15 protein-coding genes are annotated in these 16,640 nt (G+C 72.2%); 5 read left to right on the forward strand and 10 right to left on the reverse strand.

The genetic code is table 11. The annotated features are described in order from the left end of the window. The gene (locus ACIRVK_RS22365) at positions 1-2,385 is read right to left on the reverse strand and encodes a SpoIIE family protein phosphatase (protein WP_404249612.1); all 2,385 of its coding nucleotides are present in this window, start codon (positions 2,383-2,385) and stop codon (positions 1-3) included. Between the two features lie 257 nt (positions 2,386-2,642). On the opposite strand from ACIRVK_RS22365, the gene ACIRVK_RS22370 reads away from it, so the two are divergent. Further along, complete coding sequence (locus ACIRVK_RS22370; protein WP_404249614.1) at positions 2,643-5,741, forward strand: glycoside hydrolase family 2 TIM barrel-domain containing protein; 3,099 nt, start codon at positions 2,643-2,645, stop codon at positions 5,739-5,741. A 46-nt stretch (positions 5,742-5,787) separates the two neighbouring features. Here the strand turns inward: ACIRVK_RS22370 and sigJ are convergent, their stop codons facing one another. Next, positions 5,788-6,696: an RNA polymerase sigma factor SigJ gene (gene sigJ / locus ACIRVK_RS22375; protein WP_404249616.1), complete on the reverse strand. Its 909-nt coding sequence runs from the start codon at positions 6,694-6,696 to the stop codon at positions 5,788-5,790. A 128-nt stretch (positions 6,697-6,824) separates the two neighbouring features. After that, a complete protein-coding gene (locus ACIRVK_RS22380) occupies positions 6,825-7,547 on the reverse strand; it encodes a 2OG-Fe(II) oxygenase (RefSeq protein WP_404249617.1) in 723 nt (240 codons plus the stop codon). Positions 7,548-7,694: 147 nt separating this feature from the next. On the opposite strand from ACIRVK_RS22380, the gene ACIRVK_RS22385 reads away from it, so the two are divergent. The 3 genes from ACIRVK_RS22385 to ACIRVK_RS22395 all read left to right on the forward strand — a co-directional run bounded on the left by ACIRVK_RS22385 (position 7,695) and on the right by ACIRVK_RS22395 (position 10,422). Further along, positions 7,695-7,940, forward strand: coding sequence for a hypothetical protein (locus tag ACIRVK_RS22385; protein ID WP_404249619.1), 246 nt, complete (start codon positions 7,695-7,697; stop codon positions 7,938-7,940). Between the two features lie 3 nt (positions 7,941-7,943). Further along, positions 7,944-8,318, forward strand: coding sequence for a toxin Doc (locus ACIRVK_RS22390; protein ID WP_404249621.1), 375 nt, complete (start codon positions 7,944-7,946; stop codon positions 8,316-8,318). Between the two features lie 502 nt (positions 8,319-8,820). Continuing rightward, on the forward strand, positions 8,821-10,422 hold the full coding sequence (locus ACIRVK_RS22395) for an RICIN domain-containing protein (RefSeq protein ID WP_404249623.1): 1,602 nt from the start codon (positions 8,821-8,823) through the stop codon (positions 10,420-10,422). Between the two features lie 21 nt (positions 10,423-10,443). On the opposite strand, the gene ACIRVK_RS22400 is transcribed toward ACIRVK_RS22395, so the two are convergent. After that, positions 10,444-11,613 (reverse strand): lactate 2-monooxygenase, encoded by a 1,170-nt coding sequence (locus ACIRVK_RS22400; protein ID WP_404249625.1) that lies wholly within the window; start codon positions 11,611-11,613, stop codon positions 10,444-10,446. A 96-nt stretch (positions 11,614-11,709) separates the two neighbouring features. Beyond that, positions 11,710-12,279 (reverse strand): hypothetical protein, encoded by a 570-nt coding sequence (locus tag ACIRVK_RS22405; RefSeq protein WP_404249627.1) that lies wholly within the window; start codon positions 12,277-12,279, stop codon positions 11,710-11,712. 324 nt (positions 12,280-12,603) lie between these two features. On the opposite strand from ACIRVK_RS22405, the gene ACIRVK_RS22410 reads away from it, so the two are divergent. Further along, a complete protein-coding gene (locus tag ACIRVK_RS22410; protein ID WP_404249629.1) occupies positions 12,604-13,035 on the forward strand; it encodes a protease inhibitor in 432 nt (143 codons plus the stop codon). Positions 13,036-13,174: 139 nt separating this feature from the next. Here the strand turns inward: ACIRVK_RS22410 and ACIRVK_RS22415 are convergent, their stop codons facing one another. From ACIRVK_RS22415 to ACIRVK_RS22435, 5 genes are all read right to left on the reverse strand, one after another. After that, positions 13,175-13,552, reverse strand: a complete 378-nt coding sequence (locus ACIRVK_RS22415) for an STAS domain-containing protein (protein ID WP_404249631.1) — start codon at positions 13,550-13,552, stop codon at positions 13,175-13,177. Between the two features lie 149 nt (positions 13,553-13,701). Continuing rightward, entirely contained in the window at positions 13,702-13,899 is a 198-nt protein-coding gene (locus ACIRVK_RS22420) for a CDGSH iron-sulfur domain-containing protein (protein WP_404249633.1), read from the reverse strand. After that, positions 13,880-14,533, reverse strand: coding sequence for a HemK2/MTQ2 family protein methyltransferase (locus tag ACIRVK_RS22425; protein ID WP_404249635.1), 654 nt, complete (start codon positions 14,531-14,533; stop codon positions 13,880-13,882). Before ACIRVK_RS22425 ends, ACIRVK_RS22420 begins: the two co-directional genes overlap by 20 nt. 21 nt (positions 14,534-14,554) lie before the next feature. Next, a complete protein-coding gene (locus tag ACIRVK_RS22430; protein ID WP_404249637.1) occupies positions 14,555-15,568 on the reverse strand; it encodes an iron-containing redox enzyme family protein in 1,014 nt (337 codons plus the stop codon). Between the two features lie 49 nt (positions 15,569-15,617). Further along, a complete protein-coding gene (locus tag ACIRVK_RS22435) occupies positions 15,618-16,622 on the reverse strand; it encodes a Ppx/GppA family phosphatase (protein WP_404249639.1) in 1,005 nt (334 codons plus the stop codon). Between the last annotated feature and the right edge of the window lie 18 nt (positions 16,623-16,640).

The raw sequence follows: 16,640 nt of genomic DNA on the forward strand, positions 1-16,640 counted from the left end.
TCACTCCTCGTCGAGCAGGCCGATCTCCGCCCAGATGGTCTTGCCCTCGGTGGTGTGCCGGCTGCCCCAGCGCTGGGTGAGCTGGGCGACCAGCAGCAGACCCCGGCCGCCCTCGTCCCACGTCTTCGCGCGGCGCAGGTGCGGGGCGGTGTGGCTGGTGTCGGACACCTCGCAGATCAGCGTGGTCGCGTCGTGGATCAGCCGCAGCCGGATCGGGTGGGCGCCGTAGCGGATCGCGTTGGTGACCAGCTCGCTCACCACCAGCTCGGCGGTGAACGCCGCCTCCTGCAGCTCCCAGGTGTCCAGCTGCTCCACGACCTGCTTGCGGATCGGGGCGACCAGCGCCGGGTCGGCGGGGATGTGCCAGGTCGCCACCTGGGAGGCGGGCAGACCCCTCGTACGGGCCAGCAGCAGGGCCACGTCGTCCGGTGCGCCGCCCGGCGGCAGCAGGGCGTGCAGGACCCGGTCGCAGGTCTCGTCCAGCGAGTCCGAGTACGTCCCCAGTGCCTCGCACAGCAGTTCGTGGCTGGCGTCCACGTCCCGTTCGCGGGTCTCGATCAGACCGTCGGTGAAGAACGACAGCACGCTGCCCTCGCGCAGCTCCAGCTCCGCGCACTCGAACGGCAGCCCGCCGAGACCCAGGGGCGGCCCGGCCGGCAGCTCCACCGCTTCCGGCTCGCCACCGGGCGGGACCACGACCGGCGGCGGATGCCCGGCGCGGGCCAGCGTGCAGCGCCGTGACACGGGGTCGTAGACGGCGTACAGACAGGTGGCCCCGACCTCGCCGGTGCTGCCGTCGCCGCCGGCCTCCACGGACAGCCGCACCACCAGGTCGTCGAGGTGCGTGAGCAGTTCGTCGGGCGCCAGGTCTATGTCCGCGAGCGTGCGGACGGCGGTGCGCAGCCGGCCCATGGTGGCGGAGGCCTGGATGCCGTGGCCCACGACGTCCCCGACGACCATGGCCACCCGCATCCCCGACAGCGGGATCACGTCGAACCAGTCGCCGCCCACCCCGGCGCGCGCGGCCGGCAGGTAGCGCGAGGCGGCGTCCACGGCGGCGGTGCGCGGCAGCGAGCGGGGCAGCAGGCTGCGCTGCAGGGCGAGGGCGGTCTCGCGCTCGCGGGAGAAGCGGCGGGCGTTGTCGATGCAGACGGCGGCCCGCGTGGTGATCTCCTCCGCCAGCAGCACGTCGTCGGCGGTGAACGGGTCCGGCCGCCGGAAGCGGGTGAGGACCGCGACGCCCAGGGTCAGTCCGCGGGCCTGGACCGGCACGGACATCGTGGAGTGGATGCCGTACTCCCTGACCTGGTCGGCCCGTGCCTTGTGCCAGCTGAGCCACTGGTCGAGGTCCCCGGCGGACACCGAGGCGACGATCGTGCGGCCCGCCACCAGCGAGTCCGCCTGGGGCGAGCCGGCCGGATAGTGCTCCAGCTGGCCGGGTTTGAGGACCGCCTCGGGCGTACCGGGGTTGACCGAGCCGTGCGCGGCCCGACGCAGGGCGATCGGGGCGCTGAGCCGGGGCGGGGGCTCACCGCCGTGCTCCTGGAGGTCCAGCAGGTCGACGCTGACCAGGTCGGCCAGCGCGGGCACGAAGACGTCCGCCAACTCCTGTGCCGTCCGGGTGACGTCGAGCGTGGTGCCGATGCGCACGCTTGCCTCGTTGACCAGTTGCAGCCGCTCCCGGGCGAGGTAGTTGCCGGTGAAGTCGTGCGCCGCCAGGCACACGCCCCGCACCTGCCCGTCGGCGTCCCGGACCGGAGCCATCCGGGCGAGCCAGGCGTGCGCCGTCCGTTCGCCGCCGGTGCGCATGTACGTCTGGATGTCGGCCGATTGGCCGGAGGCGAGCACCCGCACCATGTCGGCCTCGAGCTGTTCGCTCTCCGGTCTGCCGCCGATCTCGGACAGCCGCAGCCCCTGGATGCGCTCCTCGGGCAGGCCGATGACCTCGGCCATGGCGTCGTTGATCCGGCGCAGCCGCAGCCGCTCGTCGTAGACGGCCACGGCACAGGGTGACTGGACGAGCGCGGCGGTGGCGAGCGGGTCGTCCGCGGAGGGCGGGCCGCCGCCCTCCAGCGGGCTGAAGACGTGCCAGCGGCCGGGGCGGCCGTCCTCCGGCGAGCGGTGGTGTGCGACCACCCAGCGGGACACCTCGCGTCCGTCCCGGTGGCGCAGGGTGAGGGTGCCGTGCCAGCGAAGTCCGTCGGGCGGCAACGGGGCGTCCGTGTCCCCGTCGGCCAGCAGGCGGCGCGCCGGCCGGCCCACGACGTCGCCGGCCGGCCAGCCCAGCAGTCGTTCGGCGCCCGCGTTCCAGGAGACCAGCGTGCCGGAGTCGTCGACGACGACCCGCGCCGTCGCGGCCTCGTCGAACGGATACTCCGGGTTCATCGTCGCCACTCCATCGCGAACACTCACAGTGAACCGCCGGGTCACTTGAGTTCCAGCCTAGTCCGTCGGGGTGTGCCGCGGACGGGAACCCCCAGAGGGCGCGCGGCACGGCGGTCAAGGGGGAAATCCGGCCGTTGTGGCCCCTGAGGCAGAACGATGTTCCCGCACCCTTGACGGCCGTAAGTGGCACACCGTCAGAATCTGTTTGTTCACGATCAGTTGTGAGTACTTCTGGGCCCTGATGAGGGAGAGCCGCCATGACGGTCACTCGCAGATCCGTTCTGATCGCCTCGGCCGCCGCGCCCGCGGCCGGAGCGCTCCTGGCCACCCCGGCCGCCCGGGCCGCGGAGGCCGCCGGGGGCGCGGTCGGCCGTCACACGGTCGCCCTGCGCGACGGCTGGCGCTTCGCGCTGGTCAACCCCGGCGGCATCACCGACCCGACGGGCGCCTTTGCGAACGCCGCCGACCCCGGCTACGACGACTCGGCCTGGCGCGAGGTGGCCGTCCCGCACGACTGGAGCATCGAGCAGACCCCCACCACCGAGAACGGCACCACCAGCGGTACCGGCTTCTTCCCCGGCGGCCTCGGCTGGTACCGCCTCGCCTTCACCCTGCCGCCCGCCTTCACCGGCCGGCGGATCTCGGTTGAGTTCGACGGTGTCTACATGGACTCCTACGTCTACTGCAACGGAACCCAGATCGGCCACCACCCCTACGGGTACACCGGCTTCGCGTTCGACCTGACCGACGTCGCGCACACCGACGGCAGAACGGAGAACGTGCTCGCGGTCAAGGTGCAGAACCAGCTGCCCAGCAGCCGCTGGTACTCGGGGAGCGGCATCTACCGCGACGCCCGCCTGGTCGTCACCGAACCGGTGCACGTGGCGCGCTGGGGCACCTACGTCACCACACCGGACGTCACCGCCGAGCGGGCCGTCGTCAGAGTGCGGACCTCGGTGGTGAACGAGTCCGGTGCCGCGAGCCAGGTCGAGGTCCGGTCCGTCGTGAAGGACCCGGGGGGCCGTACGGTGGCCCGCGCGGCCACCACCGTCGCCGTCACCGGCACGGCGGACGAGACCCACGAACTCACCGTCGCGAAGCCCGGGCTGTGGGACATCGCGACCCCGGAGCACCGCCACACCCTGGAGACCGAACTGCGGGTCGACGGCCGGACGGTCGACACGTACCGCACCACCTTCGGCATCCGCAGCTACCGCTTCGACCCCGACGAGGGCTTCTCCCTCAACGGCACCCACACCAAGATCAAGGGCGTCGACCTCCACCACGACCAGGGCGCCCTCGGTTCCGCGATCAGCCTCGACGCGGTGCGCCGGCAGCTGACCATCATGAAGTCGATGGGCGTCAACGCCTTCCGCACGTCCCACAACCCGCCCTCGCCGCAGATCGTCCAGGTCTGCGAGGAACTGGGCATCGTGATGATGGTCGAGGCCTTCGACTGCTGGAGGACCGGCAAGACGAAGTACGACTACGGCCGCTTCTTCGACGAGTGGTGCGAGAAGGACGCCACCGAGATGGTCCTCGCGCACCGCAACTCACCGGCCGTGGTGCTGTGGTCCATCGGCAACGAGATCCCCGACTCCACCTCCACGGCGGGCCTCGCCATGGCGGACCGGATCATCGGCGCCATCAAGGCGGCCGACGACACGCGGCCGCTCGTCATCGGCTCGAACAAGTACCACGGTGTGCCGGCCACCGGCTCCCCGGCCGACCTGATGCTCGCCAAGCTGGACGGCCTGGGCCTCAACTACAACACCGCCAAGTCGGTGGACGCCCTGCACGCCAAGTACCCGAAGCTGTTCCTGTTCGAGTCGGAGTCCTCCTCGGAGACCTCCACCCGCGGCACCTACCAGGAGCCCGAGCACCTGAACACCGGGGAGAACCACACGCCCGGGAAGCGGGAGGTCTCGTCCTACGACAACAACCTCGCCTCCTGGACCATGAGCGGCGAGTACGGCCACAAGAAGGACCGGGACCGCAAGTGGTTCGCCGGGCAGTTCCTGTGGTCCGGCATCGACTACATCGGCGAGCCGACGCCGTACGACGTCTTCCCGGTGAAGGCCTCCTTCTTCGGCGCGGTCGACACGGCCGGCTTCCCCAAGGACATGTACCACCTGTTCCGGAGCCAGTGGACCGGCGAACCCATGGTCCACCTGCTGCCGATGAGCTGGAACCACGAGCAGGGCGACATCATCGAGGTGTGGGCCTACTCCAACGTGCAGTCCGTCGAACTCTTCCTCAACGGCAAGTCCCTGGGCACCCGCAGCTTCGACACCAAGACGACCACCGACGGCCGCACCTACCTGGAGACCACCGAGGCGACCGGCGACGACAAGACCTTCACCAGCGGCCCCTACCCGGGCAGTTACACCAGCCCCAACGGCAGCGCGGGCAAGCTCCACCTGACGTGGAAAGTGCCCTACGTTCCCGGCGAGTTGAAGGCGGTGGCACGGCAGAACGGCAGGACGGTGGCCACTGACGTGCTGCGTACGGCGGGCGAGCCGCATGCCGTACGGCTCACCGCCGACCGCGAGGCGCTCGCGGCGGACGGGCGTTCACTCGTGTTCGTGACCGCGGACGTCGTCGACGCGCACGGAGTGGTGGTGCCGGACGCAGGTCACCTGATCACCTTCGACGTGAAGGGCGGCTCGCTGGCCGGGGTGGACAACGGCCGTGAGGAGAGTGCCGAGCGTTACCAGGCCACCACGCGCACGGCCTTCCACGGCAAGGCTCTCGCGATCGTGCGCTCCGGGACCAGGCCCGGCGGCCTGAAGGTGACGGCCCGCGCGGAGGGGCTCAGGACGGGTACGGCGACCGTGCGGACCACACCGGCCCGCTCGGTGGCGGCCACAGCGCCCACGGCATTCCGGCCCGAGCACCCGGCAGCCACCGGATATCCCCTCGCCGACGCCAGTTACTCCGGCCGCTCGGACACCCTGCCCGCCGCGATGCTCGACGGCGACCCCGCCACCGGGTGGTCCAACGCCTTCGTCAAGTCGGCCACCGCCCTGCTGCCCGCCTTCAGCGGCGCCCGTCCGCAGGACTGGGTCTCCGTGGACTTCGGACGCCGCCGGTCCTTCGACCGCCTCGAGGTCTCCTTCACCGTCGACGCCACCCACAGCCTGCCCGCGTCCGTCCAGGTGGCCGCCTGGAACGGCCGCGCGTACGTACCGGTCACGGGCCTCGCGGTCGACTGGGCGACCTCCTCGGACGCGCCGACCGTCGTCACCTTCGACGCGATCAGCGGCTCCCGGCTGCGGCTGACGCTGACCAGCGCCCACCCCGGCCAGGCCGTGGGGGCGGTGCGGATCAGCAAGCTGGAGGTGCCGGCCGGCTGAGTGGGCCCCGACGGTCCGTTGACGGGGCGGGGTGTCAGGGCACGACTCACTCCGCCTCCTCGTCCCTGCGTACATGGGTGAGCTTGTCGGGGTTTGTGACGATGTACACGTCGCTGACCCGGTCGCCCTCGGGCGTGAGGTCCATGACCATGACGGCGTACGGAGACTCCCCCTGGAACAGCACCGCGGCCTCGTCCCCGTTGACCCGGCGGTAGCGCAGGTCGAGATCCCGGGGGCCGCGCTCCCCGCTCGCGAAGGAGGCGATGAGACGGACCGCCTTGTCCCGCCCCCGCACCGGCTTGAGAACCGCGGGCCTGCGCCGGCCGCCCCCGTCCGTCCACACCGTGACGTCCGGCGCGAGGATCTCCAGCAGCTCGGCGATGTCCCCGCCGAGCGCGGCCCGAACGAACCGCTCGGTCGCCTCCCGCCGTACCCGCGGGTGCGCCCGGTACAGCGGCCGGCGGGCGTGCACATGGCCTCGCGCACGGTGTGCGAGCTGTCGTACGGCGGCCGGGGTGCGGTCGAGGATCTCCGCGATCTCGGTGTGGGGGTACCCGAACACCTCGGCCAGCACGAACACCGCGCGTTCCAGAGGTGTCAGCGACTCCAGGACGACCAGCATCGCCAGCGACACGGACTCCGTGCGCAGCGCCGGACCGTCGGCGCCGTCGCCGTCCGCGACCAGGGGCTCGGGCAGCCAGGGGCCGACGTAGGTCTCCCGGCGGCGGCTGACGGCGGCCCGGCGTTGCAGGGCGTGGTTGACGGCGATGCGGACCAGGTAGGCGCGTGGGTGGGCGATGCCCTCGGCGCCCCGGCCGGCCCACGACAGCCACGTCTCCTGCAGCACGTCCTCGGTGTCGGCGACGCTGCCGAGCATGTTGTAGACCAGGCCGAACAGCAGCTCGCGATGGCCGATGAAGACATCGGTCGCCTCGTCTCCAGAACGGTCGGACATAGGTGGGCCTCCCCGTCGGTGCACTCACCACTCCGACCCGGACGAGGGCCCGAATGTGACAGCGGGCCGGGCATCTGTGACGCAGGTCACAGCGAGTGTCGTTGGGTGTGAGTCCCACAGGTCGGCGTTTAGGACGCGTCGTGGAAGACGAGGCCCAGGGTGTGCCGGTGGCCGGAGCGCACGGTGCTCACCCCGTGCCGCATCGCGCCGGCCGACCAGCCCCGCCGGGTGCGCACCGGGCGGTCCCGGGTGGTGAAGACCAGCCCGTGGCCCTGCCGCAGGGCGGTCGCGGTGCCCCGGGACTGGGCCCTGGGCCGCTGCTCGATCATCAGGAACTCCCCGCCCGTGTAGTCGGTGCCGTACGCGTCGAGTCCGAAGACCACCTGGAGCGGGAAGACCAGCTCGCCGAAGACGTCCCGGTGCAGCGCGTTCCAGTCGCCCTCTCCGTAGTGCAGCAGGATCTGCGCCGACCGGTCCTGCCCGGCCGTGTGACACCTCCGCAGCCACTCCTCCAGCGAGTCGGGCCAGGGCGCCGGGCGGCCGAGCCGGGCCGCCCAGTCCCGGGCGACGGGCAGCAGCCGCGGGTACAGCGCGGCGCGCAGGGCGGCCACCGGGGCCGGCAGGTCGTGGGTGAAGTAGCGGTACTCGCCGGAGCCGAACCGGTGCCTCGCCAGGTCGACCGTGGTCCGGAACAGCTCCGGCTTCTCGTGCAACGCGGTCAGCTCCCGGCACTCCGCCGGCGTCAGCAGCCGCCCGGTCGGCGCGCTGCCGTGCACGTCCAGCTCGGCGGCGAGCCCCGCCCAGTCGGTCTCGGCGACCCGCTTGCGTGCCTCGGCCTCGGTGAACGTCATGCATCCAGTCTGCCGCGCAGCACCTGCCGCGACCGGCGGGAATCGGACGCGGTCCTCGGGGTCCGCGACCGTCCCGGAGGTACCGTCCCAGAGATGCTGTGAGCAGCGAGTATTTACGCGTAAGTACCCCGGAGGTACCGTGAAGGCATGCCAGCCCTGAATGTGGAGTTCAGCGATCGTGAACTCGAGGACCTGCGGCAGATCGCCAAGGAACGCGGTACGTCCATGAAGGCACTCGTGCGCGAGGCCGCCGCGGCCGACATAGCCCGGCACCGGGCACTGCAGGAAGGGGCGGAGGCGTTCCGCCGCTTCTTCGCGTCCCACGCCGACGAATTCGCGGCCGCCTTCCCCGACGACGAACCAGCCGGCGCGCACGAGGGGCGGGTCGCCTGACCGATGGCCGTCATCCATATCGACGTGCCCTGGCTGCTCCAGCGCCACGAAGAGGTCCTGCCGGACCAGCCCACCGTCAACGACTTCTCCGCGCTGGTCGCCGCCGTCGCCCGGCACCGCGTCGACCCGCCCCGCCTCGGCGTGGACTCCGACCCGGCCTGGCGGGCCGCCGCCCTCCTGCACACCCTCGCGCTGCTCAGGCCGCTGCCCTCGGCCAACGCCCGCTTCGCCTGTTCGACCGCCGTGGCGTACATGTTCGTCAGCGGCGTCGGCATCGACCCGCCCTACGGCGCCCTCGTCGACCTCGCCCGCGACCTGATCGACGGCAAGACCGACGTCTACGGAGCGGCGGACCGGCTGCGCTCCTGGCAGATCTGACCTCCCTGCGGCGCCGGCCGCCGGGCAGCTTTCGGGGCCGCCGACCCAGGGCGGGAGGAACAGGGTCGGCGGCCCGTTCGGCGCAGGAGTGCCGCCGTCCTGCGCGGGGCCTTTCGAGAAGGGCCGCCACCAGTGCACTACGGGGTGGTGCGCGCGGGGAGCGTGCGCGGCGCTCCGGCGCGTGCGCCTGTTTCACACGGGGCGCAGGGAATGAGGAAAGCTCTGGCGGGGGAAGGGGAGTTGCAGCCGCCTCTGGCCAGGTTTCAAAGATGCTCATGTTGCTCAAGTGCCTTGTTGGTCATCAGTGTGGTGTGCAAGGGTTGACCATCCGTGCGGGGGGAGGGCCGGGACGCGTTCGCCTGTGAAATGGGGAGCCGGGTGGACGGCCGTACCGGAATTCACGCTCCTCGCGCCAGCCGTCAAGAGGTGTGCAGCAACAGGGGGCCTTTCGGCGGCCACAACTCGTGTGTGTGACCCGTGCGCGTGGGAAGGAATCCGCTCAGTGCCCACCCCCCACCCCCCTCGTCCGCCCTATCCGCCCGCCGGCGGGGTTCCCGGTGAATCCGACGGGAACGTCGCCGCCCGGCTCCGCGGCCGCCCAGACGGTGAGGTCGCCCAGTCCGTCGCGCTGCTCATGACACGGCACTGGCAGGCGGCCCGCGACTACGCGGCCATCTGTCTCGCCTCCCAGGCCGAGCCCGTCTCCATGGTGACCTCGGCCGCCTTCCACCAGGTACTGGACCGGCTGGCCCTGGGCGAGTCGGCCGTCGCCCTGCGTCCCCGGCTCCTGGTGGCCGTCCGCGACACCGTCCGGGTGTGGTCGTCGGGGGACCGGATATCCGCGGTGCTGCCGGAGTTACTGAAACCCGCGGGGGCGCGCGGCATGCGCAACGCGAAGTCCATGACCCCCGAGAATCGCAAACTCGCCGAACGCTCATTCCTGGCGCTTCCGGGACTCGCCCGGTGTCTGCTCTGGCACACCGAGGTGGAGGCGGAGTCGATATCCGTTCCCGCCGGTCTGCTGGGCATGGACAGCGACACCGCGTCGGCCGCGCTCGAACAGGCGCGTGAAAAATTCCGTGAGGGTTGTGTACATGCCCATCGGGAACTCGCGCCGAGCAAGGATTGCCGCTTCTACAACCGCCTCCTCGATGTTCCGATTCGCCGGGGCGGGGCCCTGCTGCCCGATGTGCAGCAGCATCTGACCGAGTGCCGCTATTGTCGTTTCGCCGCCGAACAACTGAGTCATTTCGAGGGCGGGTTGGGCGTTCTGCTGGCCGAGTCGGTGCTCGGCTGGGGCGCCCGCCGCTATCTCGAGTCCCGTCCGGGACGGGCGGGCCAAAGCGAGCGGCCCCGCGGCCCGCGTGGCTCCGCCCGGCACGGCGGCGGCCGCCCGCGCATCCTGCCCCGCATCCCGCTGCCCGGCCGCGGTGCCCCGGGCGTGCTGCGGAACTCGCGTGCGCTGCTGACCGGGGTGGGCGTGGCCTCCGCCGGGCTGATCGCCACCGTCGTGGTCGCCGGCCTGTGGTCCCATGACGACGGCGTCGACCCGGCCGCCTCCACCAGCGCGAGCGCCGGCTCGGCACCCGGCACGGGTTCCCGGTCCTCGCCCGGCACCGCCCAACTGCCGAGCTTCCCCGGGGTGTCGAGGCTGCGCAACGCCGCCGCCGGCCTGTGCCTCGACATCAAGGGCGCGGCGAAGGCCGGCGCCGGGACGGACCTCGCGGCGTGCTCGAGTGCGCCGACCCAGCGGTGGTCGTACGGCAGTGACGGGTTGCTGCGCAGCGCTGCGGCGCCCGCGTTGTGCCTCGACTCGCATGTGGACGCCGGTGTCGTGGTTCTCGGCGCGTGCAGGAGCGGTGGTGACGTGCGCTACGACCTCACGGTGCAGGGGGAGTTGCTGCCCCGGTGGGACGAACAGCTCGCGCTGGCCACGACCACGCAGGCGCCGGGGGCCGACATCGTCGTCAAGGTCCGCGACGGCTCAGACGCCCAGCGGTGGCTGACCGATCCGACGACCACGGCGAGCCCGGGCTCGCTCTCGGTCACCGGACCGCAGCTGCCGGCGGTACGGCCGGCCGAGCTGTCGCAGGAGCGGGCGTAGCACCCCGTTGCTCAGCAGTGGTCACACGGGCGCCTCGACGAGGTCGGCGGCGGAGAGGCCGGCGGGCGTGGCGTGTCCGGACAGGGCGAGGGTCAGGTCGAACTCGGCGAGCAGGCAGCGGATGACGTGCTCCACGCCCGCCTGACCGTCCAGGCCCAGCCCGTAGACGTACGGCCGTCCGAGCAGGACGGCCTGTGCACCGAGCGCGAGCGCCTTGAAGACGTCGTCGCCGGTGCGGACGCCGCTGTCGAACAGCACGGTGAGCCGGTCGCCGACCGCCTCGGCCACCCGGGGCAGCGCGTCGGCGGCGGCCACGGAGCCGGCCACCTGGCGGCCGCCGTGGTTGGAGACCACCACACCGTCCAGGCCGGCGTCGGCGGCCAGCCGGGCGTCGTCCGGGTGCAGGATGCCCTTGAGGACGATCGGGCCGTCCCAGTTCTCCCGCAGGAACGCCAGATCCGGCCAGCTCTTCGCGGGGTCCGCGAACAAGCCGACGAAGTGCAGTACGGCCGCGTTGGGATCCTCGGCCACCGGCTTGGCCAGGCCCGCCTGGAAGGCCGGGTCGGAGAAGTAGTTGGCGGTGCCCACGCCGTGCAGGAACGGCAGATAGGCCTGGTCGAGGTCGCGCGGACGCCAGGCCAGCATCGGCGTGTCGAGCGTGACGACCAGCGCCGTGAACCCGGCCGCCTTCGCCCGGTTCAGGAAACTGCGGGCGACCTCGACGTCCTTCGGCCAGTACAGCTGGAACCAGCGCTCGGCGTCCCCCATGGCCTCGGCCACCTGCTCCATCGGCGTGCTGGACGCCGAGGACAGGATGTACGGCACGCCCTGCGCGGCGGCGGCGCGGGCGGCCGCCGGCTCGGCGTCCGGGTGCATGATCGACAGCACGCCGACCGGCGCCAGGGCCAGCGGCGCGGGCAGGGCACGGCCCAAAACCTGAACCGACAGGTCACGCTCGCTCACGTCCCGCAGCATCCGCGGCACGATCCGGCGGCGCTCCAGTGCCGCCCGGTTCGCGCGTGCCGTACTGCCGTCGCCGGCGCTGCCCGCCACATAGCCGACGGGTCCCGGGCCGAGCCGCCGCTCGGTCAGCTCCTCGAGGCGGGTCAGGTCGGTGGGCAGCCGCGGTACCGTGCCCGACAACCCGCTGAGGTAGATCTCGTACTGGAAGTCCGCCCAGTGCTTCGCCATGGGAAGGTCCCGTCTCCCGTCGCTGAGAACGCGGTGCACCCCGACGATACTGGCGAGTAGACGCAGGTCCGTGCGTGGGACCCGCGCAGCGCCCCGTCACACCTCACCGGTCGGCGCGTCCGCCGGTTCCGCGTCTTCTGCGTCTTCTGCGTCGGGACCCTGCGCCCGTACCCGCTGGACGTGCTCCAGGGACTCCCGCAGTTCGGTGAGCCAGTCGTCGGTGTGCCGCTGGACGAGCCGTACGCACCAGGCGAGGGCGTCGCTGCGGCTGCGGGCGACCCCGCCCGCGATGAGGGTGTCGAGGACCTGGCGCTCGGGCTGCCGCAGCCTGGTCATCACCGGCGCGGCGACGTGGGTGAACAGTGCGCGCTCGTCCCCGCACACCACACCCCAGCTGACCTTGCGGCGGAACCGGTGCTCGGCCTCGCGGGCCACCTCGATCCGGGCCTCCCGGGTCCGCTCGCGGAACTCCTGGATCCGGCCCTGGGTCGCCGCCTCCCGCTCGGTGGCCGAGGCGTCCTCGGCCAGCCGGGGCTCCGGGATGCGACCGATGACGGTGATCTCCTCGCGGTCGACCGTGACCTCGGCCAGCTCCTCGAAGACGTCGTCGGGAAGGCGGCCGGTGAGCCAGCCGCGCAGTTTCTCCTGCTGCTCTGTCGTAATCATGTAATCACCATTACTCGCTCGCTTCCTGAATACAAGGGGAGATCCAGGAGTCAGCCGAGAGCTCAATCGGAATGTTTCAGGCCGATTAACAAGGTGGTCGAAACCGGCCACTGGACTGCTTCGGGCGATCAAGAACCGCGCAGTTCCGGGGTTCGGCTGGTCGGATGACGTGACTTCACGCCACTGATTCAACACGCAAGGTTACTGAAACGCGTGGGGTCGAGGTGAGTTTCCGCGACGGAGTCGGCAGACTCGCGCTCGCCGGTCCGGCACCGACCAGTGGCGGCCCGGCCCACCCTCGAATCCAGCGGAAGGATGCACACAATGCGGAACACCGCGCGCTGGGCGGCGACCCTCGCCCTGACGGCCACCGCCGTCTGCGGCCCCCTGACCGGAGCCGCCCTCGCCGCCCCGGCCACCGCCCCCGCCTCGCTCTACGCCCCCTCGGCCCTGGTGCTGACCATCGCCCACGGCGAGAGCGCCGCCACCGCGACACCGCAACGCGCGGTCACCCTGAACTGCGCCCCCACGCCCTCCGGCACCCATCCGGCCCCCGCCCTGGCGTGCGCCGAACTGCGCGCCGCGGGCGGCCTCGACGCCCTGGCGCCCGGGGACGACGTGCTGTGCACCAAGCAGTACGACCCGGTCGTCGTCACGGCCGACGGCGTCTGGCAGGGCGAGCGGGTCTCCTACGAGCACACCTTCGCCAACCAGTGCGTGAAGGACGCCTACGGCACCGGCGTCTTCGCGTTCTGAGGGACCGGGATCGCGCGGACCCCGGGCACGCGTGACGAGGCCTGCGGATGGGGAGTGCGAGCCTCCCGTCGCGGGGTACCCAGCGATCTCGTACCGGAGGTCGGCAGGGCGGAGTGGGGCCGCCCGCCGACCTCCGGGATCACCGCCGCCCCTCCCCGGGCATCCCGGGGAGGGGCGGAAAGCGTTTCAGCAGGCCCGTGCCGGTCAGCAGCCGGCGGATGCGCGGTGCGTCGCAGACCAGGCGCAGCCGGCCGCCCCGCTCGCCGGCCCGGGTCTCGGCCCGGCACAGCACGCGCAGGCCGGAGCAGTCGAAGAAGTCGACGTACCGCAGGTCGACCAGCACGTCTGGCAGGGGGTCGGCGGTCGCCGCGTGGAGGTGTTCCGCGACGAACCCGGCGGTGGCCAGGTCGATCTCGCCGGTGACCTCGACCACGGTGAACCGGCCCACCCTCCGCGTGCGGGCATACGGGTTCGCCGCCGGCGTCTCGCAGGCGTGGTCGTCCGCATCCGGGGTCATGGCCGCTCCACCGTGGCAAGGGGCGCATTCGGTCTCGGTAGTTACCCCGGCGGACCGCCGAGCATCCCTGTGGCGCGACGCGCAAGATCTGTTTCACTCGACCTGGTGAATGCAGTCGCTTTCGCTTGACAATTGGTCAGCCTGAACCATCAAGTGCGTTCACGGTGGCTGGTGTCGCACCACGGGAAGCGGCGGCTGCGGCGGCAGGTGCACAGCGCGACCTGGAAACGGTCGGACGAGACCGTGCGGCCGTCCTCCAGTTCCACCTCGACGGGACCCTCCACGAGCAGCGGGCCCCGGCGCTGGACCTTGATGCGGCGCGGGCTGTCAGCGGGGGAGTTCGGCACGGACGATCACCAGCTCTTCCTTCTCGTCGTCGGCGGCCAGCAGACCGCGCTCCCGCAGCCACCCCTCCCGGCCCCGCAGCACCGGGCCGAGGGCGATCCGACGCCGCCCGGTCACGGACGCCTTGAGTCCCGCGGCACGCAGGTGGTCGAGGGTCCGGTCGGGGCCGCTGAGCGCGGAGTGGACCATCAGCAGCACCCCGCCGGGACGCAGCAGGCCCGGCGCCTCGCGGCAGATCCGGTCGAGCACCAGCCGGCCGTCCCCGCCCGCGTCCCACGCCCGGGCCGCACCGCGCGGCCGAGCACCGTCGGTCGGTGCCGGCACATAGGGCGGGTTGGACAGGATCAGGTCGAAGGACTGACCGCGCACCGGCGTGAACAGGTTCCCGCGCCGGATCCGCAGCGGCAAGCCTGCCAGCAGGGCGTTCACGCGTGCGGTGCACACCGCCCGCCACGACACGTCCACCGCGGTCACCCGGGTGCCGCGGCGCGCGGCCGCCAGCGCCAGCGCACCCGTCCCGGTGCCCACGTCGAGCACGGCCGCACCGGGCTGCAGCGGTTCCTCGGACAGGGCGCCGACGAGGAGATCGGTGTCTTCCTGCGGGGCGTACACACCCGGCGGTACCAGTGGATTCACCTGACTCAGGTACCCCGGCCTTCACGAAATAAGGGAGATTTCCCCAAGATCGGGCGTCCGCAGCGAGGACCTGCCCGCCCGCCAGTCGCCGAGCAGCCGGGCGGCGAACCGGTCCTCGACGTATCCGGTGGCGTCGATGCCGAACGCGACGTACGGCGCCAGATGGGGCTCCTCGGCCAGCAGTCCGCCGATGACGTCGTGCCGGACGACCTGTTCGTGGACGGCGTCGGCCTCCACGTGCTCGTCGTAGAAGTGCTCGGCGGCGGCACCGGCGCCGGTGCGCCGCATCGCCTCGGCCAGTCGCCGGGAGCCGGGCGAGGAGGTGATCTCGACGGCGGCGAAGTGGCCCACCAGCGCTCCCCGCAGGGCCCGGTGCAGACCGAACAGGGACATCAGGTTGACCGTGACCAGCATCTCGGCGCTCGCCGCGTCGAGATACCTGCCGTACGTCGTGTCCAGTCCGAGGTCCGTCATCAGGTCGGCGAACAGCCGGGCGTGCACCCTGTCGGCGCGTCCCCCGCCGAACTCGTCGAACTCCACCGCGGCCATGCCCGCCTTGGCGCGCCCCACCAGCCTGGGCAGCGCCCACGCGTGCGGGTCGGCCTCCTTGAGGTGGTACAGCGACCGCTGCGCCGCGTACTCCCGCAGCTGCCACAACTCGCCCTCGGCGGACAGGAAATGGCTGACCCCCTCACCCTGCACGGGCTCGACGAGCAGCTCGGCGAGCGCGTCCTCGACGCTGTCGTGGACAGGGGTGTCCGCGCGCAGCGCGCTGAGGAACCGATGCTCCAGAGCCGCCCGGACCCGCAGCAGCTCGGGGTCCCACTCGTGCTCCGACGGCACGCCCGCGAACCCGCGGTAGTGCAGCTCGTAGCAGAGGTACAACGCAAGCTGCAGGTCGCTCCCGTAGGCCCCGGCCGCCGCGACCACCTCCGGCCGCGGCAGCGGACCGGCACCCATCAGATACTCCTTCACCGCGGCCGAGACCGGTCCCCGGGGAGTGGGCAGAACCGGCTCTTCGTCGTCGTGCCTCATGGGAGCCGAGTACCCGGTCGGGGACGTGCACAACGCGCTGAATGGGCGTTCAGCTCGTGGCACTGGCGATGCGCAGGGGTACGGGATTCGGGGGCGGGGCCTCGTTGAGGCGGTTGATCTCCGCCCACCACGAGGGTCCGTCCTCGATGTGGCGCAGCAGCACGCCCTCCCGGATGGCCCACGGACACACGCTGACCGTCTTGAGACCGGTCAGCTTCATCGCCGTGTGCCCCACCACGGCGCCGGCGAGGCTCTGCGCGGCGCGCGGTGCGGAGATCCCGGGCAAGCGGGCGCGTTCCGCGGCGGGCAGCGCCGCCAGCCGCTCGATCGCCGCGCGCAGGTCCGCGCGGTGCAACTGGCGCTCCATGAACGGCCCGTGCCGCCCCGGCGCCGCCCCGCACAGCCGCCCCAGCTGCTGGAACGTACGGGAGGTGGCCACGGCGGTGCGCGGCCCCTCCCAGCGGATCCGCGCCGCCACGTCCCGCAGCTGATGGCGGACCTTGCGGCGCAGCCCCCGCAACTGTTCCGGCGTCGGCGGATCGGCCTCCTGGAGGAACTCGTGGGTCAGCCGGCCCGCGCCGAGCGGCAGCGAGGCCACGAAGTCCGGCAACCGGCCCCGCCCGAAGGCCACTTCGAGGGAACCGCCGCCGATGTCCAGCAGGGCGAGCGGTCCCGACCGCCACCCCATCCAGCGCCGGGCCCCGAGGAAGGTGAGCTCCGCCTCCACCTCACCGGGCAGGGTGCACAGCTCGACCCCGGTGCGCGAGCGGACGGCGCGCAGCACCTCGTGGCGGTTGGGGGCCGCGCGCACCACGGCGGTCGCGAAGGCCACCGGGCCGGCCGCGCCCCACCGGCCCGCGGTCCGGCTCGCCTCGCCGACCGCCGCGACCAGCCGCTCCACGTCCTCCTCGGGGATGTCGCTCCCCGGCCGCACGTGCTCCGACAGCCTCAGCCGCCACTTCGCGGTGTGCACCGGCAGCGGCACACCGCCCTCCGCATCCGCCACCACCAGCCGGACCGTGTTCGACCCCACGTCCACCACGCTGATTCGCATGGCCCGGTGGGTACCCAC

It is taken from the genome of Streptomyces sp. NPDC101152 (genome assembly GCF_044768275.1).
Lineage (GTDB): Bacteria > Actinomycetota > Actinomycetes > Streptomycetales > Streptomycetaceae > Streptomyces.